Source organism: Streptomyces sp. NPDC007808 (assembly GCF_042868655.1).
Lineage (GTDB): Bacteria > Actinomycetota > Actinomycetes > Streptomycetales > Streptomycetaceae > Streptomyces.
In genome coordinates, this window is record NZ_JBIAEQ010000008.1 from 1 (window position 1) to 22,470 (window position 22,470).

Below are 22,470 nucleotides of genomic sequence, written 5' to 3' on the forward strand. Positions count from 1 at the left end.
GGGGGGGGGGGGGGGGGGGGGGGGGGGGGGGGGGGGGGGGGGGGGGGGGGGGGGGGGGGGGGGGGGGGGGGGGGGGGGGGGGGGGGGGGGGGGGCCGTGCCGGGGGGTGTCCGTCCTCGGACCGGCGGTGGGGGTACGTCGGAGAAGTGCTGTTTCTTGACGCCGGTCACTGCGGGCGGGCACCCCCCGGCACGGCCCCTTACCGCCGTACGCGGCTGCGGGCCCGGTTGGGCGACCGGTAAATAGCTCCGGGCCGGTGGGTCGGTGAGCCGGTGGGTCGGTGGGTCGGCCGTAGGCTCCGGGCCCGTGGACCAAGACCAGCCGTAGCTCCGGGCCCGTGGACCGAGGCCGCCGGTCGTAGCTGCGGGCAGTCGTGCCGCTGGGGCGGCACGGGTGGGCGCAGCGGTGCCCCGGCAGCGCCGGGCCGCGCGGCCCACCCGCTCGCGGCCACTCCGGCCCGCAGCCGGTGGCGCGCCGAGTGGTCAGTCGTCGAGCGGCATCCGGTACACCGTCGACTCCCTCGCCGCGAAGCCGAGGCGTTCGTACAGCCGGTTGGCCGCGGCCCGGTCCGGCCGCGAGGTCAGGTCCACGGTCCGCGCCCCCGACTCCCGTGCCAGACGCACCGCCTCGCGCATGAGCAGACCGGCGACCCCGTGGCCGCGCGCGGCACCGTCGACCACCACGTCCTCGATCCGGGCGCGCAGGCCTGCGGGCAGCGGGGTCGTCACAAGGGTCAGGGTTCCGACGATGTCGCCGTCCGCCCGTGCGACCAGCACGGTGTTGGTGTCGCACCGCACGATCCGGTCGACCGCCGCGGCGTCGAGGGAGTGCGCGGTCCGCGACAGCTGGGGCAGCAGCCTGGCGAAGGCGGACACCAGCTCCGCGTTCGCCTCCCGGGCGACCTCCACCTGAACGTCCATGACGGGACCCTACCGGCGGGGCAGCAGCGTGATCGCCAGGGCCGGGACCGCCGCCAGGACCAGCCAGGGCACGGCCGTCGGGAGGCCGGTGTCCAGGAGGGTGCCGGTCGCTGAGCTGCCGGCGAGGACGATCAGGCCGGACACCGAGGACAACGCGCCGGTGTAGAGGCCGAGTCGGCCCTCCTCGGCCAGGTCGGGGACCCACGCTCGGGCGACCGGGGCGACGAGCATCTGGCCGAAGGTGAGCAGGACGACGAAGCCGGCCGCGGGCAGCAGGCCGAGCGTGCCGGTCCAGCCGGCGGGGCGTGCCGCGGCCACGACCGCGAAGCCCACGGCGATCAGCAGCAGCCCCGCGACCATCGACCGGCGCAGGCTGAGCCGTTCCCCCACCCAGCGTGTGACCGGCAGCTGGGCGGCCACCACGAGCAGCGAGGACAGCGCGAACAGCCAGGCCACCGGCGCCTGAGAGCCCATGGCGCGCTCCACCTCGTCGGGGAGGGCGAGGTAGAGCTGGTTGTAGGCGAGCAGGTAGGCGCCGTACGCGCAGCACAGGGCGAGGAAGCGGCGGTTGCGGAGCAGCTTGCCCATGCCCCCGCGGAGTTCCACGCGGTCGCGCCCGGGTATGTGCTGCGGCAGCAGCCAGGCGTGTCCGGCGAGGACGAGGACGAAGACGCCGGCGCCGGCCAGACAGACCGTGCGGAAGTCGATCGACAGCAGCAGGGCGCCGAGCAGCGGCCCGACGAACGCGCCCGCCTGCCCGGCCACCGTCAGCAGCGCGAGGACGCGGGTGCGCGAGCCGCCGCCCGACTCCTCCCACAGCACGGCCTGCCGGGCCACCTCGGACTCGACGGCGGGCGAGAACAGCGCGGCGGCGAGCCCGATCACCAGCACCGCCCCGATGACGGACCAGGTCTGCGCCGCGTACCCGAGCCATGCGAACCCGGCGATCCGCAGGACGCATCCGGCCAGTACGACCGGTCGGATGCCGTACCGGTCGGCCAGTGCGCCGCCCACCACGAACAGCCCCTGCTGGCTGAAGGTCCGCAGCCCCAGCACGAACCCGACCAGCCAGCCGGCCATGCCGATGCCCTGCCCCAGGTGCTCGGCGAGGAAGGGCAGGACCGCGTAGAAGCCGATGTTGAAGGCGAGTTGGGTGCCGATGAGGAGACGGAGCAGGGGGGAGAGCCGGGGACGGTCGGGCGCCTTGCGCAGGCCGACTGCCAACGAAGTCATCGGGTGGTCACCAATTCTCGGGTGTGTGAGGTCTTTTCGGACGGCGGTGGGGCGGGCCGGGCCGCGCGGCGCCGGCGCCGTACTCCGCCGGCGGCCGTCACGGCCAACGCCCCCAGCAGCGCGAGTACGGCCGCGGGGGCGAGGACCGCCCAGGGCGCGCGCTCGGCGTAGGGCTGGTTCTCGGCGAGGAGCAGACCCCACTCCGGGGACGGCGGCTGCGCGCCGAGGCCGAGGAAGGCCAGCGAGGCGAGCGCGAGGGCGATGCCGGGCAGGCGGAGCAGCGCGTGCCGGATGACGGGCGGCACTACGGCGGGCAGCAGTTCGTGGCGCAGCAGGTACCAGGGACCGGCCCCCAGGGCGCGGGTCGCGGTGAGGTGGAGGGCGGCGCGTTCCTGCCCCAGGAGCGCGGAGGTGTGGGCGGCGAGCGGCGCCCATGCGACGGCGGCCACGGCGAGCGCGGGCGTGGCGGTTCCACTGCCCACGACCGCGGTGACCAGCAGGGCGACCAGGACCGGCGGCAGCGCGGTGACGGTGTCGACGAGCGGGCCGGACAGCCGGGGCAGCAGGCCGAGCGCCACTCCGGTGAGCAGGGTGACGGCGGTGATCGCGAGTGCGAGCAGCAGGGTGTCGAGAGCGCCGTGGCCGACGCGGGCCAGGACGTCCCTGCCGAGCGCGTCCGTGCCGAACGGGTGCGCGAGGGAGGGTGCCGTCAGTCGCTCGGCGGTGTCGAGGGCCAGGGGGTCGCGGGGCAGGCCGAGGGTGATGACGCCGAGCAGCAGACCGCCGTACACGAAGGGCAGGACCCTGTGTGCGGGGGGCGCCGGGCGGTGCAGGGACGGCAGCGCGCCGTCGCGCAGCGCCGGGCCGATCAGCGTACGCGTGAGGAGGTGGGCCAGTCCGGCGGCGGCTGCGGCGAGCAGGACGAGGGCCAGGGTGCCGGCCTGCAGGACGGGCAGGTCCTGGGCGAGGGCGGCCTGGAGGGTGGTGCGGCCGAGGCCGGGGATGTCGAAGATCTGTTCCACGGTGACCGATCCGCCGGTCAGTCCTACGACGAACAGGCCGGTGTTGGGCAGCAGCCCGGGCAGGCAGCGGCGCAGGGCCTGACGGGCGACGGCGTGGCCGGGCAGTCCGCGGGCGGTGGCGGCCAGGGCCCAGGGTTCGTCGAACGCGCCGGGCAGCAGATCGTCGAGGAGCCGGCCGAGGACGGCCCCGGCGGGCAGGCCGAGGGCGAGGGCGGGCAGGACCGTCCACCGGGGTCCGTACCAGCCGAGAGCCGGCAGCCAGCCGAGCTGCACGCCGACGACGGTGGCGAGCACGGACGCGGTGAGGAACTCGGGCAGTGCGGCGAGGACGGCGGAGGCGCTGCCGCCCGCGCGCCGCCCGTCGAGTCGGCGGTGGGCGCCCAGCCACAGGGTGCGGGCGCAGATCAGCCCGGCGGTGACGGCGGCGGCGACCAGGGCCACCGCCATCAGCAGCAGGGAGACGCCGAGGGCTTGGAGCACGGCGGGCGTGACCTCGCCACCGGAGATCCAGGACCGTCCGGCGTCCCCGCGCCACAGCCCGCCCAGCCACTGGCCGAGCAGTCGCAGCGGTCCGACGCCAAGGCCGAGCTGGGCGCGGATGTCCGCCAGCACCTGGGGCGTGGGATCCCGGTCGGCGGACCGGGCCTTGAGCACGGTGAGCGCGGGGTCGGTGTGTGACAGCCAGGGCAGTACGCCGATGGCACACACCAGTGCGGCGGCGATCCCCGCACGCCACAGGAGCGTGACTGTTCGGCGTCGCACGGGTCAGCGCCGGGTGCCGATGCCGACGAGGGTGCGCTCGTACGGGTCGAGGAGCGCGCCGCGCACCGAGGTCGCGACGCCGGTGATGATGCGCTGGTGGACCAGGGGTACGACGGCGTCCGTGCCGAGGATCCGCGCCTCGGCCGCCATGGCGGCGTCCTGCCGCTCGGCGGTGTCGGCGATGTCCGCGGCCTTCGCCACGGCACGGTCGACGCGCTTGTCGCAGAGCAGGGCGAGGTTGTAGCCGCCGTCGCAGGTGTAGTCACTGGCGAGGACCGCGACCGGGTCGCCGGTGTCGACCAGGCTGTTGCGGGCGCCGACGAACGCGTCGAACCTGCCGTCCAGCGCGTCGCTCTCCAGCCGTGAGTACTCGCGCACCTCCAGGGTGACCTCGAACCCGGCCTTCTCCAGCTGCTGCTTCAGCACCTGGGCGACCTCCGGGAGTTCGGGCCGGTTGTCGTAGGTGGCGAGGGTGATCCGGGTCCCGTCGGGCCGGCCCGCCTTCGCGCGCCCCACCGGCTCGGTCCGCTTGCCGGCGGCCCAGGTGACGGCGGGCCCGTAGATGCCCGCGCCCGCGTCGGCGTAGCCCTCGTAGACGTCCTCGGCGAGGACGGAGGTGTCGACGGCCTCACGGGCCGCGGCCCGCAGCGCCGCGTCCTTGAAGGGGCCCTTTCGGGTGTTGAGGAGCAGGCTCGTGGTGCGGGTCGTGGCGGTCGCCTCGCGGGTGCCCTTGTCGAGGGTGGCGGCCTGGGCGACGGGGACGGCCTCGGCGAGGTCGACCTGCTTGGTGCGCAGCGCGCTCGCGCGGGCGGTGCCGTCGGCGACGAACTTCACGTCGACTCCGGTGGCCTGGGCACGGCCGCCCCAGTAGTCGTCGTAGCGGTCGAGGGTGGCCGCGGTGGTCCCCGTGACCTCGGTGAGTTCGAAGGGCCCGGTGGCGGTGCCGACCGGGTCGGCCTTGTCCTTCTTGTCGTACGCCTTGGTGGAGAGGATGGCCAGGGAGGGGCTGGACAGGCGCAGCGGAAGGACGGGGTCGGGCTTCTCGGTGGTGATCCGTACGCGCTCGCCGCCCTCGGCCTTCGCGGTGAAGGCGACGCCGGCGAGGGCGGCGGGGACGGGCTTGGCGCGGGCGGCGTGGGAGAGGGCGGTGGCGACGGCGGCCGGGGTGACGGTGGAACCGTCCTGGAAGGTGGCCTCGCGCAGGGTGAACAGCCAGGAGCGGTCGTTCTCCCGGCGCCAGGAGGCGGCGAGGGCGGGCGCGGCGGCGCCGTTGGCGTCCAGCGCGGTCAGGCCCTCGGTGACGCCGAGGCGGCTGAGGATCGTGGCGTCCGCACCGTACGGCGAGAGGTTCTCGGCGGGCGGGAAGGCCAGGGCGACACGCAGGCGGGTCCCGTCCGGGGAGGCGCCCGCGGCGCCGTCGCCGCCGGGGGCGAAGCAGGCGGTGAGTACGGGGGCCAGGACGAGGGCGAGGAGCGGGCGGAGTCGGCGCACGGTCTATCGCTCCATCGGTATCTCGAAGTGGACGACGTCCTCGCCGCCGTCGAGGTCCTCGCGTTCGTCGTGCACGACCCTGCCGAGCGAGCGCCAGAAGCTCTCGGCCCCGGGCACCTTGGGGTCGGTGTGCAGATAGACCGCGCGGTAGCCGCCGTCCGCGGCCGCGAAGGCGAGCAGTTCGTCGACGAGGCGCCGGGCGAGACCGCGCCGGCGGTGCTCGGGGCGGACGTAGACGCGGCGCAGCTGCGCGGTCTCGCCGCTGGGGTAGCGCTCGGCGAGCTCGCGGGGGTTCGGGGGGTGGGCCGGGCCGCGTGAGTCGAGGGCCGCCGTGGCCACGACCTCCTGTCCGCGCGGGTCGACGGCGACGAGGAGGGTGTGGCGGGGCGAGGCGAGGTAGGCGGCGGCCGGGTCGATGATGTCCGCGTGCCAGCGGGGCACATAGCCGGTGCCGAAGTCGCGGTAGACGGTGTCGAGCATCAGGGCTCGCGCACCGTCCAGATCGTCCGGGCGAGCCGCCCTGATGCTGTAGTCGTGCACTTGCACATCATATGCATTAAGTGCGGAAGTCGATCACGGCCGGCCCGGCCACTTCATCAACTCCCCTGTCGGCCAGGCGATTTGACAGTGATCAGCGGCGCGGACAACCTGGTCACATGACATCCATTTTCAACAAGTGTACTCTGGGTGCGAAGGCGGGTTGCTGATGCGTATTGCTTTCGTCGGCAAGGGCGGCAGCGGCAAGACCACCCTGTCGGCGCTCTTCTCCCGCCACCTGGCCCGCTCCGGTGCCACCGTGCTGGCCATCGACGGCGACATCAACCAGCACCTCGCGCAGACGCTGGGCCACGAGGGAGAGCCCCTGGACGCCCCGCCCCTCGGCGCGCACCTGCGGGACATCAAGGAGTACCTGCGCGGTACCAACCCGCGGATCACCTCCGCCGACGCCATGATCAAGACGACCCCGCCCGGCAGCGGCTCCCGTCTGCTGACCCTGCTCGGCGACGACGAACTGCACACGCGGCACGTGCGGCGGGTCGGGGACGTGCCGGTGATGGTGACGGGCGAGTTCGACGAGAGCGACCTCGGGGTGGCCTGCTACCACTCCAAGCTCGGCGGGGTCGAGCTCTACCTGAGCCACCTGGTCGACGGCCCCGGCGAGTACGTGGTGGTCGACATGACGGCGGGCGCGGACGCCTTCGCCTCGGGCCTGTTCACCCGCTTCGACATGACCTTCCTGGTGGCGGAACCCACCCGCAAGGGTGTCTCCGTCTACCGCCAGTACCGCGACCACGCCCGCGAGTTCGGCATCCGCGTCGCGGTCGTCGGCAACAAGGTGACGGGCGAGGACGATCTGCTCTTCCTCAAGGAGGAGGTGGGCGACGACCTCCTCACCCACCTGGTCCACTCCCCCTACGTCCGCGCGGCCGAACAGGGCCGGGAGCAGGGCGCGCTGGAGTCCGCCAACGTCCACGCCCTGAACGTCCTGCGTGAGGCGGTCGACGCCCACCCCAAGGACTGGCCGACCACGCACCGCCACGCCGTCGAGTTCCATCTGCGCAACGCGCGGGCCTGGGGGGACGCGAGGACGGGCGAGGACCTCGCCGTGCAGGTGGACCCGGAGTTCGTGCCGGGACCGGCGGCCCTGGCCTGACGCCGGTCCCGGCAAGACCTTTCATCACCCTCACGGTCCCCTCGTCGCCCCCTCGTCGTCCCCGGACCGCCCTCTCGCCGCCCTCTCACGCCCTCTCCACGCCCTCTCACCGCCCTCTCACCGAACAGGAACCCACAGACATGTCCCTCGACGTCTCCCCCGAGCTCCTCGCCGAAGCCGAACACGGTGACATCCGCGAGGAGGACTTCGTGGACACGGTCCGCACCTCGCTGCCGTACGCCTACGACCTGATCGCCTCCCTGGCCACCGAACTGCGCGACGGAACGGCCGAGTTCACCGACAACCAGACCCCTCCCCCGTCGGAGCGGGAACGCGGCCAACTCCTGCGCGCCCTCGCCAGTGACGCCATCCGCGGCAGCCTGGAGCGGCACTTCGGCATCACCCTCGCCTTCCAGAACTGCCACCGTGTGGCGGCGTTCCGGCCGGAGGCACGGGAGTCGCAGACGTACGCGCGGTTCACGTCCGTGCGGTCGCAGGTGCTGAACCAGTCGCCGGAGTTCCGTGACTGCTGATCCCGCCGGGCGGCCCCCGCCGAGGAGGGGCCGCCCGTCGCGCTACCGCGCCGCGGACGTCACCGGCGCCGCCGCGTACCCGGTCGGCCGGGCCGTGAACGTCCCGCGCCCCTGTGTCCGGCTGCGCAGCCGTGTCGCGTAGCCGAACAGTTCGGCCAGCGGCACCGTCGCCGTCACGATCGACGCGCCCGCCCTGACCGCCGAGCCCGTCACCCGGCCCCGACGTGCGGCCAGGTCGCCGAGGACGGTGCCGACCGCTTCCTCGGGCACGGTGACCGTGACCTCGACGACCGGCTCCAGGAGGACCATCGCGCAGGTGCGCAGGGCCTCGCGCAGACCGAGCCGGCCCGCCGTGCGGAACGCCGTGTCGGAGGAGTCCTTCACATGGGTCGCCCCGTCGGTGAGGGTGACGCGCAGGCCGGTCACCGGGTGACCGCCGAGCGGGCCCTCGGCCAGGGCGTCGCGGCAGCCGGCCTCCACGGCACGCACGTACTCCTGCGGTACGCGACCGCCGACGACGGCCGAGCGGAACTCGAAGCCGGATCCCGCCGCCAGCGGTTCCACGTCGAGGACGACATGCGCGAACTGCCCGGCGCCACCGTCCTGTTTGACGTGCCGGAAGACGAAGCCGGACACCCCGCGGCCGACCGTCTCCCGGTAGGAGACGCGAGGGCGGCCGACGTTGACGTCCAGCCCGGCGTCCCGGCGGATCTTCTCCACGGCGACCTCCAGATGCAGTTCGCCCAGGCCCGACAGGACCGTCTGCCCGGTCTCGGCGTCGGTCCGCACGACCAGCGACGGGTCCTCCTCCGCCAGCCGCGCCAGCGCCGAGGCCAGCCGGCCGGTGTCGGTGGACCTGCGCGCCTCGACCGCCACGGACACCACGGGATCGGCCACACCGGGCGGTTCGAGGACGAGCGGGGCGTCCGGCGCGCACAGGGTGGCCCCCGGGCGCGCCGACTTCAGGCCGACGACGGCCACGATGTCACCGGCGATCGCCCGGTCGACCTGGGCGTGCCGGTCGGCCTGCACGCGCAGGATCCGGCCGATCCGCTCGCTGTGTCCCGTGCCCGCGTCCAGCACGGTGTCTCCTTTCTCCATCGTTCCCGCGTACACGCGCAGGAAGGTGAGCCGCCCTGTCTGCGCCGCGCTCACCTTGAACGCCAGCGCGGCGAACGGTGCCGCCGGGTCGGCGGGCCGCTCTTCCTCGGTGCTCTCGCCAAGGCCGCGCACGGCCGGCACGTCGAGCGGCGAGGGCAGATACGCCACCACCGCGTCGAGCAACGGCTCGATCCCGCGGTTGCGGTAGGCCGAGCCGCACAGCACGACCACGCCCTCACCGCTGCCGGTCAGGTCGCGCAGCGCGGTCGCGAGGGTCTGCGGCGAGACCGTGGACCGCGCGCAGAACTCCTCCAGCGCGCCGGGGTGCAGTTCGGCAACCGACTCCTCCAGGAGCCGGCGACGCCGGTGGGCCTGGTCCCGCAACTCCGCCGGCACCGGCTGCTCCACGGCGGTGTCGGCGCCGTCGGCCCACACCAGCGCCCGCATCCGTACGAGGTCCACGACTCCGCGGAAGGAGTCCTCGGCACCGATGGGCAACTGCACCACCAGCGGCGCCGGGTGGAGCCGCTCCCGGATGGAGTCGACCGCCGTGTCGAGGTCGGCTCCGGCGCGGTCCAGCTTGTTGACGAACGCGATCCTCGGCACGCCGTGCCGGTCGGCCTGCCGCCACACCGACTCGCTCTGCGGCTCGACCCCCGCGACGGCGTCGAACACCGCGACCGCGCCGTCGAGGACACGCAGCGAACGCTCCACCTCGTCGGCGAAGTCGACATGCCCGGGGGTGTCGATGAGGTTGATCCGGTGGCCGTCCCAGGCGCAGCTGACCGCCGCCGCGAAGATGGTGATGCCGCGATCGCGCTCCTGGGGGTCGAAGTCGGTGACGGTGGTGCCGTCGTGGACCTCGCCGCGCTTGTGGGTGGTGCCGGTGGCGTACAGGATCCGCTCGGTGACGGTGGTCTTACCTGCGTCGACGTGGGCGAGGATGCCGAGGTTGCGGACGACGGCGAGGGTGGTGGGGTTGGTGCGCACGGCCCTTGGCCTTTCGGGTGTTCCGGAAACGGAAAGAGGTCAGCGCGATTCCCGGACGGGTACGGTGACGCACGTGTGCCTCGTCCGCCGCACCGTCAGATCGGCGAAGGTAGCGGGGAGTCGACGTGTTCGGGCGCTCTCAGATGCTCGTCACGGGCATCCGGTGCCGGCCGCGCAGCGGGCACCGGGCGGACGAGGACACGAGGATCACCTCGTAGCCGCAGGGGGAGACGACGGCAGCGGTGCTGACACGCATGGCCCGGCTCCCCTCGACTCGTCACGGCGACGCGCCGCCGGGTGGTGGCGGCGCGTGATGATGCGGTGAGTCTAGGGAGGGGCGCCAGGCCCGGGCACGCGATTTTCCCGGCGGCGGTGCCGGAGCGGAGCCTCCTGGTCGTATCGACCGTGATGGCCGGACCCGCGTCGGACGGACCGCGGGCCGCCTCGCGGACGCAGGAGTGCGTTCCGCCGGCGGGCCCCGGTCGGCGGAAGGTGACGACGTGAGACGCGCCACCGGGTAAACCCGGCCGGGCTTTCCCCGGGTGTGCCATCCGCACAGACGGACCGTGGGAATCTCATGGCCTTCCGGTGACAGACGATCGATGTCCGCGGTCCTCTGGTCTGCCATCGTGAGAGATGAAAGGCGCAGGCCAGGCGGCCGCACCGGCTCGTCTGCCCGTTCTGCGCCACGGCCCCGTCCCGCGGCGAGGCACCGCCGACAAGGAGAGCGCGCCCGATCGGAGCGCCCCGACTGGAGGCTTTCCGTGGACAAGCGGTACGAGGTGTACTGCCTCACCCACCCGCATTTCTACGACACGCCGTCCCACGGTCGGACGCGTGGCCACTTCCGTCAGACGTCGCTCCCCGCCCCCGCGTCGTGGACGCGCACGGAACTCGGCGACTGGGTGGTCCTGCGGCCCGCAGGTACGACGCTCCCGCCCCAGGGGTGGAAGATCCATGTCTCGGCCTGCCTGGACAACGCGCAGAAGGTCCTCGACGCGGTGTGGGACTACTGCGTACCGCGCCGTATCGCCTTCAAGTTCCTTCCGGCGCGGCAGACCCTGTTCCTCGCCAACGCGAAGTACGCGCACCGCGGGTCCAGCGGGAAGTTCGTGACCGTCTATCCCGGGGACGAGGCGCAGTGCGAGCGCGTGCTCGGAGAGCTGGGCACCGTCCTCGACGGCTTGCCGGGGCCGTACATCCTCAGCGACCTGCGCTGGGGGGCGGGGCCGCTCTATGTGCGGTACGGGGGCTTCGCCGACCGGCACTGCGTGTCCGCCGACGGGGTCGTGGAGCAGGCGCTGGAGGATCCCTCCGGCCGGCTGGTGCCGGACGTGCGCGGCCCCACCTTCCAGGTGCCGGAATGGGTGCGGCTGCCGGCCTTCCTCGAACCGCACCTCGCCGAACGTCAGCGGACCACGGTCGCCGACCTGCCGTACCGGATCGAGAGGGCACTGCACTTCTCCAACGGCGGTGGTCTGTACGCCGCGGTGGACACCCGCACCGAGGAGCGGGTGGTCCTCAAGGAGGCACGGCCCCACGCGGGACTCACCCCGGACGGCGCGGACGCCGTCACCCGGCTGGGACGGGAACGGGCGGCCCTGGAACGGCTGCGGGGCCTCCCCTGTGTTCCCGCCCTGCGGGATCACTTCGAACTGGGCGGACACCACTTCGTCGTCGAGGAGTTCATCGAGGGCACCCCCCTGCACACGATGTTCGTCGAGCGCTATCCGCTCGCCGCGCTGGACCCGGCCCCGGCCGACTTCGCGGCCTACACCTCCTGGGCCCTCGATGTGTTCCGGCAGGTGGAGGAGGCGGTCGCCGCGGTCCACGACCGGGGCGTCGTGATGGGCGACGTCCACACGTTCAACATCCTGGTCCGGCCCGAAGGCGGCGTCGTCCTCATCGACTTCGAGGGAGCGTCGGACGTGGCCGACGCACGGCAGCAGGTTCTGGCGGCCCCGGGCTTTCTCGCCCCGAAGGGCGTCACCGGCTTCGACATCGACCGGCACGCGCTGGCCTGTCTGCGGCTCTCCCTGTTCATGCCGCTCACCGGGCTCATCGAGCTGGACGACGGCAAAGCGGGCCAGCTCGCCAGGGAAGCCGCACGGCTGTTCCCCGTCCCCGGCCCGTTCCTGGACTCGGCCGTCCGCACGGTGACCGGTGACGGCGGTATGTACGCCGGGGCGGACGACGAGCCCCGGCTGGAACCCGACCGGTCCGGCTGGCTGCGTGCCCGGGAGTCGATCAGCGCCGCCGTCCTGGCCGCCGCCGCACCCGAGCGCGACGACCGGCTCTTCCCCGGCGACATCGAGCAGTTCGCCACCCCGGGCGGCGGCCTCGGCATGGCCCACGGCGCGGCGGGCGTGCTGTACGCGCTGGACGTGGCGGGCGCCGGACGCCACCCCGGCCACGAGGACTGGCTGATCCGGCATGCGCTCCACCCGGAGTCCGGCACCCGGCTCGGGCTCTACGACGGCCTGCACGGCGTCGCCTTCGTGCTCGATCACCTCGGGCACCACGAGGAGGCCGTCAAGGTCCTCGACATGTGCCTGGGCGAGCGCTGGGAGACCCTGGCCCTGGACCTCAAGGGCGGCCTGTCCGGTATCGGGCTCGACCTGCTCCACTTCGCTACGACCACCGGCGACGCGGCCTTCCGTGACGCCGCCCTGTGCGTGGCGCAGTCGGTCGCCGACCGCCTGGGTCCGGTCGACGCCGTACCGGAGATCAGCGGTGGCGCCCACCCGAGAGCCGGGCTGATGTACGGGTCGTCCGGCCCCGCGCTGATGTTCCTGCGCCTGTACGACCACAGCGGCGACCCGGCGCTCCTCGACCTGGCCGCCACCGCACTGCGCCAGGACCTGAGGCGCTGCGTCGTGCGCGAGGAGGTGTCGATGGAGGTGAACGAGGGCTGGCGCACCATGCCCTACCTCGCCGACGGCAGCGTGGGCATCGGCATGGTCCTCGACGACTACCTGGCCCACCGCGCGGACGACCGGTTCGCGTCCGCAGCCGAGACGATCCGCAGGGCCGCCAGGGCCTCGTTCTACATCGAACCCGGGCTCTTCGACGGCATCGCCGGGATGATCCTCCACCTCAGCCGTGCGCACCCGCCCGGCACGGCGGCCGAACGTGACCCCGTGGTCGCCGGCCATGTGCGCCGCCTGTCCCGCCACGCCTGTGTGCTGGACGGCCATCTGGCCTTCCCCGGCGAACAGCTGATGCGGCTGTCCATGGACCTGGCCACCGGAGGCGCGGGGGTGCTGCTCGCGCTGGCCGCCGCCCTGCACCCCCGGCCCGCCGGGCTGCCGTTCCTGACGCCGGGTCTGCCCGCCCAGGACCTCCCCGTCCCCACAGAAGTACGAGAGAGGAGGTGAAGAGCAATGTCGCTCCTCGAACTGCAGGGTCTGACCATCGAGTCGGAGTCCGGTTACCGTCCGCCGCCCGGCAGTAGGGCAAGCAAGGGCTGTGGTGGTGGAATCAGCTTCCTCAGCCTGCTGCTCTGCTAGCTGCGCCCACACGGCGGGGGCACGAAGGCGCCCCCGCCCCGTTCGTCGAACCGTACGACCCCGGGAGCAGCCGGTGGACCGACGCGCGGCGGACCGTCTGCTGCTGGCGACGGTCCGGCGGGGCGGTGCCTGGGGCGGTGTCCAGGCCGTCACGGCCCTCCTGCTGGCAGGCGTCTACGTCGCCCTGCCCGCGGTGACGGGCCGCACCGTCGACGCCGTGCTCGGTCGCGGCGACACGGCACTGTGGCTGACCTTGTCCGCCGTCACCGTCGCCCTGCTGGTGGTGTGTGACGCCGTGGACGACTACGCGGGAGCCGTGGCCAACGCCCACTCGACGGCGTGGCTGCGGCACACCCTGCTCGGCCGGGTCCTCGACCTGGGCGCACCCGCCACCCGCCGCTACACCCCCGGCGACCTGGTGGCCCGTCTGGTGGGCAACACCGCGCGGGCCGGCAGCGCCCCGTCGGGGCTGGTGTGGGCGGTCACCGAACTGGTTCCCCCGGTCGGGGCCGTGGTCGCCCTGGCCCTCATCGACCCCTGGCTGTGCCTGACCTTCGTGGCCGGGCTGCCGCTGGTCCTCCTCATGGTCCGCGCCTTCGTCCGCGACGTCTCCGACCTCAACGACCGCTACTTCGCCGTGCAGGGCGGCATCGCCTCCCGGCTCGTGGACGCCCTCACCGGGATCCGTACCATCACCGCGGCCGGGACCGTGGCTCAGGAGGCCGAGCGCGTGCTGCGGCCGCTGCCCGAACTGCACCGCCACGGCCTGGGCATGTGGCGCGCGTACGCCAGGGTCTCCGCGCGGGACGCGGCGATCGTCCCCCTGCTGGAGGTGGCGGTGCTCGCGGTGGCCGGCTGGGAACTCGCCCGTGAGCGCATCACACCGGGGCAGATGCTCGCCGCCGGCGGGTACGTGCTCCTGGCCACCGGCGTGAGTTCGCTGGTGGCGTCGGTGCACCGGCTGGCGTTCGCCCGCGCCACCGCGGGACGGGTCGCCGAGGTGCTCGACGAACCGGCGGCGGCGTACGGCACCGCACGTCTGCCGTCCGGGGGCGGGCGGCTGGAGTTCCGCGGGGTCACGGTGCGCACCGCCGGGGGCGGCCTCGCGCTGGACGGCATCGGCCTCGACCTGCCGTCGGGAGCGCTGACGGCGGTCGTCGGACGCTCCGGGTCGGGAAAGTCCCTGCTGGCCGCGCTGGCGGGGCGGCTCGCCGACCCGGAGGAGGGCGAGATACGGCTCGACGGGGTGCCGTTGCGTGACCTGGAGCGGGCGGAGCTGCGGCGGGCCGTCGCCTACGGCTTCGAGCGCCCGGTGCTGCTGGGCGACACCTTCGCCGACGCGATCGGCTTCGGGCCGCGCACGCCGGAAGACGGGGAGGTGCGCGCGGCGGCCACCGCGGCACGCGCCGACGGGTTCCTGCGGACCATGCCCGAGGGGTACGGCACCCGGCTCGCCGCCGCCCCGCTGTCCGGTGGCGAGACCCAACGCGTGGGGCTGGCCCGCGCGTTCGCCCAGTCCGCCCCGTACGGCCGCCTCCTGGTCCTGGACGACGTGACGGCCAGCCTCGACACCGTCACCGAGCACCACATCCGCCAGGCCCTCACCGGCACCGGCCCGCTCGCCCACCGCACCCGCCTGGTCGTCACCCACCGAGCCTCCACGGCCTCCCGCGCGGATGTCGTCGTCTGGCTGGACGCGGGGCGGGTGCGGGGGGTGGGGACGCATCGGGAGCTGTGGGCTCAGGAGGGGTATCGGGCGGTGTTCCGGCCGGAGCCCGGCGTCGACGGGCGGACGCGGCCGGTCCCTGATCCGCACACGGGCGTAGCGCCGAAACCGGCCCGGGGGCCGGCACCGGAACGCGACGGAGGCGTGCCGTGAGCCCCGGGCCGGGGCTCCTGCTGCGCTCCACGCTGCGCACGCGGCGCCGGAAGTTCGTACGGCTCTCCGGCTGGTCCCTGGTCGAGGCCGTCCCCGCGCTGCTGTCCGGCTGGCTGGTCGCCCGCGCCGTCGACGACGGGTTCCTCGCCGACCGCACCGCCGAAGGCTTCGGCTGGCTCGGCCTGCTGGCCTGCGCCGTTCTCGTCGGCGCCTGGGGCACCCGGCAGGCCACGCTCCGGCTCGCCGGGGTCGTCGAGCCGTTCCGCGACGACCTGGTCACCCTCGCCACCACCGGCACACTGCGCCGCTCCGCGCGCCTCGGGCAGACCGTCGACACGGCGGGCGTGGCCCGCCTGACCGAGCAGGTGGAGATCGCCCGCGAGTCGTACGGGGCGGTCGTGATGTTCGTGCAGAGCTTCGCGGTGACGGCGGTCAGCGTGCTGCTCGGGCTGGCCGCGCTGGATCCGGCCTTCCTGCTGTTCGTCGTACCGCCCTTGGTCGCGGGGCTCGTGCTCTTCCTGCTGGCCCTGCGGGCGATGGCGGCCCGGCAGCGGGCCGTGGTGCTCGCCGACGAGGCCATCGCCGAGCAGGTGAGCAGGGTGGCCGGCGGGCTGCGGGACGTGACGGCCTGCGGTGCCGAGGACCTCGTACGGCGTCGGGTCGGCGCCCGCATCGACGAGGCGGCGCGCGCGGCCCGCGCCCTGGCCCGGCTGACCGCCTTGCGCACGGCCGCGCTCGGCGTCGGCGGCTGGCTGCCCCTAGTGCTCATCCTGGCCGGGGCGCCCTGGCTGGTACGGGGCGGGCTGACCGCCGGCGCGATCCTGGGCGCCCTGACCTACGTGGCCCAGAGCCTGCAACCGGCTCTGCGAGGCTTCGTACAGGGACTCGGCGGCAGCGGGCTGTGGTTGCTGGTCACGGTCGGCCGGATCCTGCAGTCGGCAGGTGGGGAGGCGGCGGGGGCGACCGGAACGGCGGGGGCGACCGGAACGGCGGGGGCGACCGGAACGGCGGGGGCGGCCGGAACGGCGGGGGGAACGGCAGCGGTAACTGGGGCGGGGCAGAAGGCCGGATGGGCCGGGGGAAAGGGGGTGGGTCAGAAGGCCGGACGGGTAGGAGGATCGGGGACGGCGGGGGTGGCCGGAGAGGCCGGGGGCCCTGGGGCTGCGGAGAGGGTCGGAGGGGCCGGGAGCCCGGGGGCGGCAGAGACGGTCGGAGGCACCGGGAGCCCGGAGGCTGCAGAGACGGTCGGAGGCGCCCGAAGCCCGGAGGCTGCAGAGACGGTCGGAGGCGCCCGAAGCCCGGAGGCTGCAGAGACGGTCGGAGGCGCCCGAAGCCCGGAGGCGGCAGAGACGGTCGGAACCGCCCGAAGCCCGGAGGCGGCAGAGACGGTCGGAACCGCCCGAAGCCCTGGGACGGAGGCAGCCGGAGGGGCCGGGAGCAGCGAGGCGGCGGCGGAAGCGTCCGGATGCGACGGACGAACCACGGCCTCGCAAGCACCCGGGACGGAAATGGGCCGCGGGGCGGCAGAGGCGGTCGGAGGAGTCGACGCGCCGCACGTGGTGGGGGCGCACGGGAGGGCGGGTGGCGCGTCCCGAGGGCCGGGGCCTCGTGCGGCGGGCGCGTCCCGGGCAGCGGCGGTGGGCGGCACATGCCCCTCGGACGGCAGCGTCGAGCTGCGCGGCGTCACCTTCGCCTACGCCCCCTCCGCCGATCCGGTCGTCGACAACCTCGACCTCGCCCTCCCCACCGGCACACACCTGGCGGTCGTCGGCCCGAGTGGCGCGGGCAAGTCCACACTCGCCGCGCTCATCGCGGGCGTGCTCGAACCGCGGGCCGGCCAGGTTCTCCTGGGCGGTGTCCCGGCCCGGTCCCTGGACACCGGCCGGCTGTCCCGCGCGCGCGTGCTGATCCCGCAGGAGGCGTACGTCTTCGCCGGGACCCTGCGCGAGAACTTCGCCTACCTCCACCCGACGGCCACGCGGGCCGACCTGGACACGGCGGTCGATGCCGTCGGTGCCGCGGAGCTCGTGGCACGCCTCGGCGGCTACGGGGCATCCCTCAACCCCGCCCTGCTCTCCGCCGGTGAACGTCAGCTGATCGCCCTCGTCCGCGCCCTGCTGCCGCCCGCCCCGCTGGTCCTGCTGGACGAGGCCACCTGCCATCTCGACCCGGCAGCCGAGGCCGTCGCCGAACACGCGTTCGCCGTCCGTCCCGCCACCCTGATCGTGTGCGCGCACCGCATCAGCTCCGCCCTGCGCGCCGACCTCGTCCTCGTCATGGACGGCCCCCGCTGCCGCCTGGGCACCCACGACCGGCTGCTGGCCGACTGCGCCCTCTACCGTGATCTGATCGGCCACTGGGACCGGGCGGCCCAGGCCGCTCCGGGCGCCGCCGCGGGGTCCCGGGTCCTCGGCTGAGCCGCGGATCTTCGCGGCGCACGCGCCCGAGAACCCGCCATCGCCCGGCGACGGCCCGCCGCACGCCAGGAGGGCCGCCCGCTACAACCAGCCGGACTCCCGGGCGATGCGGATCGCGTCGATGCGGTTGCGGGCCCCGGTCTTCCTGGAGACGGCGTTGAGATGGTTGCGCACAGTCCCCACGCACAGCGACAGCCGGTCGGCGATCTCACTCGTCGGCGTGCCGTCCGCCGCCAGCCGCAGCACCTCCAGTTCCCTGCCGGTCAGCGGGTTCTCCGTCGAGGAGAGCGCCAGCAGGGCGAGCCCGGGGTCGATGAACCGCTGGCCCGACGCCACCTGGCGGATCCCTTGGGGCAACAGGTCGCAGGGGCTGTTCCTGCCGATGAGGCCCGCGACCCGCCGGGCCAGCGCCCGCCGCAGGTAGTCGGGGGTGGCCGAGCCGACGACCAGCATGGTCCGGCACTCCGGCAACCGCGCGGCCAGCTCCAGGGAGGTGCACAGCGCGTGGTCGTCGCCGCCGTCGACGTCGATGACGACCACGTCGGGCCGGTACGACAGAGCCTGCGACACGGTGTGGCGGTGCTCCGGTGACCCCGGGACGACTTCGATGTCCTTCTCCCGGGTCAGCAGGGCCGCGAGTGCCCCGCGCACCAGGTCTGCCTCCTCGACGAGAAGAACACGGATCAACATCGCTCCTGCCCGGCCGGACAGCGGCCTCCAGACCTCACACGCCCCCGGCTGCTCCGACGACGCCTTCCCGAAGTATCTGCACCCGTATACCCGTATACCTGTATACCCGTATGACCGGGTTTGCCTCACTACTCGCTCGCCACCCTGCCCCGGGAAGGCCGACAAAAACAGCGATGCGGGCCGAGGAGAACCTCGACCCGCACACTGGGATGATCTGCATCTGCATCTGTGTCCGAGGGGGGACTTGAACCCCCACGCCCGATAAAGGGCACTAGCACCTCAAGCTAGCGCGTCTGCCATTCCGCCACCCGGACTAGGTGTCTGCCGCCTTGCCGGGGGCGTTCCCCGCGGCGACATGGACAACAATACCAAGGTTTCGGAGTGCCCTTCACCTGCATATCCGTCCCCGGGACGGACCGACGGGAGCCCGGGGTCGGGCCGCGGCGGGTCTGCACCTGGAGTGACCGAACAGTCACCCGGAGGTGGGGGGCTGCCTCCGCCCGTGAGGGGCGCGGGTGGCGCCTCCGACATGCGCGGGTGGCGCCTCCGGACATGCGTGGGCGCCACCCGGCGTCGTCACGGCATGAGGTGGTAGTCCGGGAAGTTCCCGGGCAGCCGCTCCCCCGCCGGCCCCTGGGTCACCGCGCGCACCAACAGCTCGCCACCGACGAACGCCCCGCGCCAGGACGCGCCGAAGCCGCCGAACAGTTCGTCGCGGTCGCCGCGGGAGCGCGGTGTGCCGTGACCGACCTTGAACGCACGGATCTGCGGGGCCAGGCGCTCGTACGTCGCCCGGTCGTCCGTGGACAGCGTGGCGACCAACGCGCCGTTGGACGCGTTCATCGCCGCGAGCAGCTCCGCCTCGGTGTCGACCAGGACGATGGTGTCGACCGGGCCGAACGGCTCCGCGTGGTGCAGCGGCGAGGACGGCGGCGGGTTCAGCAGCGTGACGGGCCGGATGTACGCCGAGGTGTCCTGGCCGGGCAGGAAGCGGGCGTCGGACAGCCTGCCCCGGTGCAGCGGGACGGCGCCGCGGTCGATCGCCTCGGCGACCTGATCCTGCAGCTCCTTCGCCTTGGCCGCGTTGATCACCGGACCGAGGTCCAGCCGCGGGTACGGGTCGTCCGGCTTCTCGACCGCCAACGGGTGGCCCACCTTCAGCGTGCGCACCGCCGGGAGGTAGGCCGCCAGGAACTCGTCGAACAGCTCACGCTGGACGACGAAGCGCGGGTACGCCGTGCAGCGCTGTTTCCCGTAGTCGAAGAGCTTGGGGACGACCGCCGTGAGGGCGTCCCAGTCCGTGTGGTTCCAGATTCCCCAGGTGTTCAGTCCTTCCTGTTCGAGTACATGTCGTTTACCGAGGTCGGCGACGGCCGTGGCCACCGCGGCGCCGGTGTCGCGGCCACCGACGAAGGAGACGCAGCCGATCTCGGGCGCCCGCACCAGCGCCTCCGACAGCTCGGCCCCGCTGCCGCTGACGAGGGTGACGGGAATCCCCTCGCGGGCGGCGAGAGCGCACGCCAGGGTCAGACAGGCGACACCGCCGTCGGTCGGGGTCTTGGCGATGACCGCGTTGCCTGCGAGCGCTTGGATCAACACTGCGTGAACGAGCACGCTCATCGGGTAGTTCCAGCTCGCGATGTTGGAGACCGGACCGTTCAGCGGGGCCCGGCCGGCGACCATCGGCTCGATGCCGTCGACGTACCAGCGCACCCCGTCGATGGCCCGGTCGACGTCCGCCCGGGCGAGCCGCCAGGGCTTGCCGATCTCCCAGACGAGGAGCAGGGCGAGCAGGTCGCGGTGCTGGACGAGTGCGTCCAGGGTGGCCGCGACGCGTGCGCTGCGTTCCTCCAGAGGGAGGTGCCGCCAGGCGCGGTGCTGGTCGAGCGAGGCGCGTACGGCCTGGCGGGCTGTGGCCCGGTCCAGGCGCGGCGGACCGGCGATCGGGGTGCCGTCGACCGGGCTGGTGGCGGGCAGGGCGCGGCCGTCGGCCTGCCACGCGGAGTTCCAGAGGTTGAGGACACGGTCGTCGCGGAAGGCCTCCGGGGCCGCGGTCAGGCAGCGCTGCCAGGCGTCGGTCCAGGAGGTGCCGGACTTGAGGGTGAGGGTGGTTGCCATGGTGCTCTCCGCTCTCGGTGCACAGTCGGGGGCGGTTGTCGACGGGTGCGACGGAAGCCGGCGGGGCTCGGGCACGTCTGCACGCGGCCCGGTGCGGCCATGAGTGACATCACGTCTGCGAGGCGAGGCGGTCCAGCACCAGGCGGGCCGTCTCGGTGGGCGTGCCGCCGACCCGTACCCCTACGGCTTCCAGTGCCTCCTTCTTCGCCGCCGCCGTACCGGACGAGCCGGACACGATCGCTCCGGCGTGCCCCATCGTCTTGCCCTCGGGGGCGGTGAACCCGGCGATGTAGCCGACGACCGGCTTGGTGACGTGGTCCCGGATGTACGCGGCCGCGCGTTCCTCGGCGTCGCCGCCGATCTCGCCGATGAGCACGATCAGTTCGGTGTCGGGGTCGTCCTGGAAGGCGGCCAGGCAGTCGATGTGCGTGGTGCCGATCACCGGGTCGCCGCCGATGCCGACGCAGGTCGAGAAGCCGATGTCGCGCAGCTCGTACATCAGCTGGTAGGTGAGTGTGCCCGACTTGGAGACCAGGCCGATGGGGCCGGGCTTGGTGATGTCGGGCGGGATGATGCCGGCGTTGGACTGGCCGGGGGTGATCAGGCCGGGGCAGTTGGGGCCGATGACGCGGGTGCCCTTGGTCTTCGCGTACGCGGTGAAGGTGACGGAGTCGTGGACGGGGATGCCTTCGGTGATCACGACCGCCAGTGCGATGCCGGCGTCGGCGGCCTCGACGACGGCTGCCCCGGTGAAGGCGGGCGGCACGAAGACGACGGTCACGTCGGCGCCGGTCGCTCGCATACCGTCGGCGACCGACCCGAAGACGGGCACCGCGCGGTCGTCGAAGTCGACGGTGCGGCCCGCTTTGCGCGGGTTGACGCCACCGACGACGTTCGTGCCGACGGCGAGCATCCGCCGGGTGTGCTTCATGCCCTCGCCGCCGGTCATGCCCTGGACGAGGACCTTGCTCTCCTTGGTGACGTAGATGGCCATGGCGTGTCTCCTCAGGCTGCGGCGGCGAGTTGGGCGGCCCGCAGCGCGGCGCCGTCCATGGTGGTGGCCTGCTGGACCAGCGGGTGTGCCCGGTCGTCGAGGATGGCCCGGCCGCGAGCGGCGTTGTTCCCGTCGAGGCGTACGACGAGCGGCTTGGTCAACTGGACGCTGTCCAGGGCCCGCACGATGCCGTCGGCGACCGCGTCGCACGCGGTGATCCCGCCGAAGACGTTGACGAGGACCGACTTCACGGCCGGGTCGGAGAGGATGACGGACAGGCCGTCGGCCATGATCTGGGCCGATGCCCCACCTCCGATGTCGAGGAAGTCGGCGGGGCGGGCGCCGCAGCCCGCGACCACGTCGAGGGTGGACATGACCAGGCCGGCGCCGTTGCCGATGATGCCGACCTCACCGTCGAGCTTGACGTAGTTGAGCCCCTTGGCGGCGGCCGCCGCTTCCAGCGCGTCGTCGTGCTCGACGTCGTCGGCACCCCAGCGTGCCTGCCGGAAGCGGGCGTTGTCGTCGAGAGTGACCTTGCCGTCCAGGGCGAGGATCTGTCCCTGGGCGGTGCGCACGAGCGGGTTCACCTCGACGAGGAGGGCGTCCTCGCGGACCAGCACCTCCCACAACCGTACGAGGGTGTCGACGGTCTGCGGGGGCAGTCCGGCCGCCTCCGCGATCTCGCCCGCCTTGGCGGAGGTCACGCCCTCGGCCGGGTCGACCGGGATGCGCGCGACGGCCTGGGGCCGGCTCGCGGCGACCTCCTCGATCTCCATGCCGCCCTCGGCGGAGGCGATCGCGAGGAACCCGCCCGCCGCGCGGTCGAGTACGTAGGACACGTAGAACTCGTTCTCGATGTCCACGGGTTGCGCCAGCATCACCTTGCCGACGGTGTGGCTCTTGATGTCCATGCCGAGGATCTGGCGTGCGGTGATCTCGGCGGCCGCGGGGTCCGCGGCGAGCTTCACCCCGCCCGCCTTGCCGCGCCCGCCGGTCTTCACCTGCGCCTTGACGACGACTCGGCCGCCGAGCCGGCGAGCGATCTCGCGGGCCTCCTTGGGTGAGTCGGTCACCTCTGCCCGCGGCACCAAGATGCCGTGTTCTTCGAAGAGTTCCCTTGCCTGGTGTTCGTACAGGTCCATTCCGGCTCCTGACTC

16 protein-coding genes and 1 tRNA gene are annotated in these 22,470 nt (G+C 73.6%); 6 read left to right on the forward strand and 11 right to left on the reverse strand.

The window, feature by feature from the left end; all coding sequences use genetic code 11:
* Positions 1-482 precede the first annotated feature (482 nt).
* The 5 genes from ACFYNL_RS28370 to ACFYNL_RS28390 are packed head-to-tail and all read right to left on the reverse strand — an operon-like array spanning position 483 to position 5,968.
* A complete protein-coding gene (locus ACFYNL_RS28370) occupies positions 483-920 on the reverse strand; it encodes a GNAT family N-acetyltransferase (RefSeq protein WP_388807998.1) in 438 nt (145 codons plus the stop codon).
* A gap of 9 nt (positions 921-929) precedes the next feature.
* Positions 930-2,153 (reverse strand): MDR family MFS transporter, encoded by a 1,224-nt coding sequence (locus ACFYNL_RS28375; protein WP_388808000.1) that lies wholly within the window; start codon positions 2,151-2,153, stop codon positions 930-932.
* On the reverse strand, positions 2,150-3,937 hold the full coding sequence (locus ACFYNL_RS28380; protein ID WP_388808002.1) for an ABC transporter permease subunit: 1,788 nt from the start codon (positions 3,935-3,937) through the stop codon (positions 2,150-2,152). Before ACFYNL_RS28380 ends, ACFYNL_RS28375 begins: the two co-directional genes overlap by 4 nt.
* Positions 3,938-3,940: 3 nt before the next feature.
* Positions 3,941-5,428: an ABC transporter substrate-binding protein gene (locus ACFYNL_RS28385; RefSeq protein WP_388808003.1), complete on the reverse strand. Its 1,488-nt coding sequence runs from the start codon at positions 5,426-5,428 to the stop codon at positions 3,941-3,943.
* 3 nt (positions 5,429-5,431) lie between these two features.
* Complete coding sequence (locus tag ACFYNL_RS28390; RefSeq protein ID WP_388808004.1) at positions 5,432-5,968, reverse strand: GNAT family N-acetyltransferase; 537 nt, start codon at positions 5,966-5,968, stop codon at positions 5,432-5,434.
* 166 nt (positions 5,969-6,134) lie between these two features.
* Between ACFYNL_RS28390 and ACFYNL_RS28395 the strand changes: the two genes are divergently transcribed.
* Complete coding sequence (locus tag ACFYNL_RS28395) at positions 6,135-7,082, forward strand: AAA family ATPase (RefSeq protein WP_388808005.1); 948 nt, start codon at positions 6,135-6,137, stop codon at positions 7,080-7,082.
* 140 nt (positions 7,083-7,222) lie between these two features.
* Positions 7,223-7,615 (forward strand): SCO5389 family protein, encoded by a 393-nt coding sequence (locus tag ACFYNL_RS28400; protein ID WP_388808006.1) that lies wholly within the window; start codon positions 7,223-7,225, stop codon positions 7,613-7,615.
* A gap of 42 nt (positions 7,616-7,657) precedes the next feature.
* Here the strand turns inward: ACFYNL_RS28400 and fusA are convergent, their stop codons facing one another.
* Positions 7,658-9,706 (reverse strand): elongation factor G, encoded by a 2,049-nt coding sequence (gene fusA / locus ACFYNL_RS28405; protein ID WP_388808008.1) that lies wholly within the window; start codon positions 9,704-9,706, stop codon positions 7,658-7,660.
* A 764-nt stretch (positions 9,707-10,470) separates the two neighbouring features.
* Here fusA and lanKC point away from each other — a divergent pair.
* From lanKC to ACFYNL_RS28425, 4 genes are all read left to right on the forward strand, one after another.
* Positions 10,471-13,083 carry a class III lanthionine synthetase LanKC gene (gene lanKC, locus ACFYNL_RS28410; protein ID WP_388808009.1) on the forward strand — a complete coding sequence of 871 codons (2,613 nt, stop codon included), beginning with the start codon at positions 10,471-10,473 and terminating at the stop codon, positions 13,081-13,083.
* Positions 13,084-13,089: 6 nt separating this feature from the next.
* Positions 13,090-13,215, forward strand: coding sequence for a SapB/AmfS family lanthipeptide (locus tag ACFYNL_RS28415; protein ID WP_388808011.1), 126 nt, complete (start codon positions 13,090-13,092; stop codon positions 13,213-13,215).
* A 73-nt stretch (positions 13,216-13,288) separates the two neighbouring features.
* Entirely contained in the window at positions 13,289-15,094 is a 1,806-nt protein-coding gene (locus ACFYNL_RS28420) for an ABC transporter ATP-binding protein (protein WP_388808013.1), read from the forward strand.
* The gene (locus ACFYNL_RS28425; RefSeq protein WP_388808015.1) at positions 15,091-17,511 is read left to right on the forward strand and encodes an ATP-binding cassette domain-containing protein; all 2,421 of its coding nucleotides are present in this window, start codon (positions 15,091-15,093) and stop codon (positions 17,509-17,511) included. Before ACFYNL_RS28420 ends, ACFYNL_RS28425 begins: the two co-directional genes overlap by 4 nt.
* 81 nt (positions 17,512-17,592) lie before the next feature.
* On the opposite strand, the gene ACFYNL_RS28430 is transcribed toward ACFYNL_RS28425, so the two are convergent.
* The 5 genes from ACFYNL_RS28430 to sucC all read right to left on the reverse strand — a co-directional run bounded on the left by ACFYNL_RS28430 (position 17,593) and on the right by sucC (position 22,455).
* Positions 17,593-18,201, reverse strand: a complete 609-nt coding sequence (locus ACFYNL_RS28430; protein ID WP_388808016.1) for a LuxR C-terminal-related transcriptional regulator — start codon at positions 18,199-18,201, stop codon at positions 17,593-17,595.
* A 229-nt stretch (positions 18,202-18,430) separates the two neighbouring features.
* Positions 18,431-18,515: transfer RNA gene (locus tag ACFYNL_RS28435), tRNA-Leu, on the reverse strand.
* Between the two features lie 262 nt (positions 18,516-18,777).
* Entirely contained in the window at positions 18,778-20,319 is a 1,542-nt protein-coding gene (locus ACFYNL_RS28440; RefSeq protein ID WP_388808017.1) for an aldehyde dehydrogenase family protein, read from the reverse strand.
* 109 nt (positions 20,320-20,428) lie between these two features.
* Complete coding sequence (gene sucD / locus ACFYNL_RS28445; protein ID WP_388808019.1) at positions 20,429-21,313, reverse strand: succinate--CoA ligase subunit alpha; 885 nt, start codon at positions 21,311-21,313, stop codon at positions 20,429-20,431.
* An 11-nt stretch (positions 21,314-21,324) separates the two neighbouring features.
* Positions 21,325-22,455, reverse strand: coding sequence for an ADP-forming succinate--CoA ligase subunit beta (gene sucC, locus ACFYNL_RS28450; RefSeq protein ID WP_388808020.1), 1,131 nt, complete (start codon positions 22,453-22,455; stop codon positions 21,325-21,327).
* Between the last annotated feature and the right edge of the window lie 15 nt (positions 22,456-22,470).

Coding starts and splice junctions, on each gene's coding strand:
- ACFYNL_RS28400 (WP_388808006.1), top strand. CDS start 7,223: ATGTCCCTCGACGTCTCCCCCGAGCTCCTCGCCGAAGCCGAACACGGT.
- ACFYNL_RS28415 (WP_388808011.1), top strand. CDS start 13,090: ATGTCGCTCCTCGAACTGCAGGGTCTGACCATCGAGTCGGAGTCCGGT.
- ACFYNL_RS28375 (WP_388808000.1), bottom strand. CDS start 2,153: ATGACTTCGTTGGCAGTCGGCCTGCGCAAGGCGCCCGACCGTCCCCGG.
- ACFYNL_RS28430 (WP_388808016.1), bottom strand. CDS start 18,201: ATGTTGATCCGTGTTCTTCTCGTCGAGGAGGCAGACCTGGTGCGCGGG.
- ACFYNL_RS28395 (WP_388808005.1), top strand. CDS start 6,135: ATGCGTATTGCTTTCGTCGGCAAGGGCGGCAGCGGCAAGACCACCCTG.
- ACFYNL_RS28440 (WP_388808017.1), bottom strand. CDS start 20,319: ATGGCAACCACCCTCACCCTCAAGTCCGGCACCTCCTGGACCGACGCC.
- sucD (WP_388808019.1), bottom strand. CDS start 21,313: ATGGCCATCTACGTCACCAAGGAGAGCAAGGTCCTCGTCCAGGGCATG.
- ACFYNL_RS28370 (WP_388807998.1), bottom strand. CDS start 920: ATGGACGTTCAGGTGGAGGTCGCCCGGGAGGCGAACGCGGAGCTGGTG.
- sucC (WP_388808020.1), bottom strand. CDS start 22,455: ATGGACCTGTACGAACACCAGGCAAGGGAACTCTTCGAAGAACACGGC.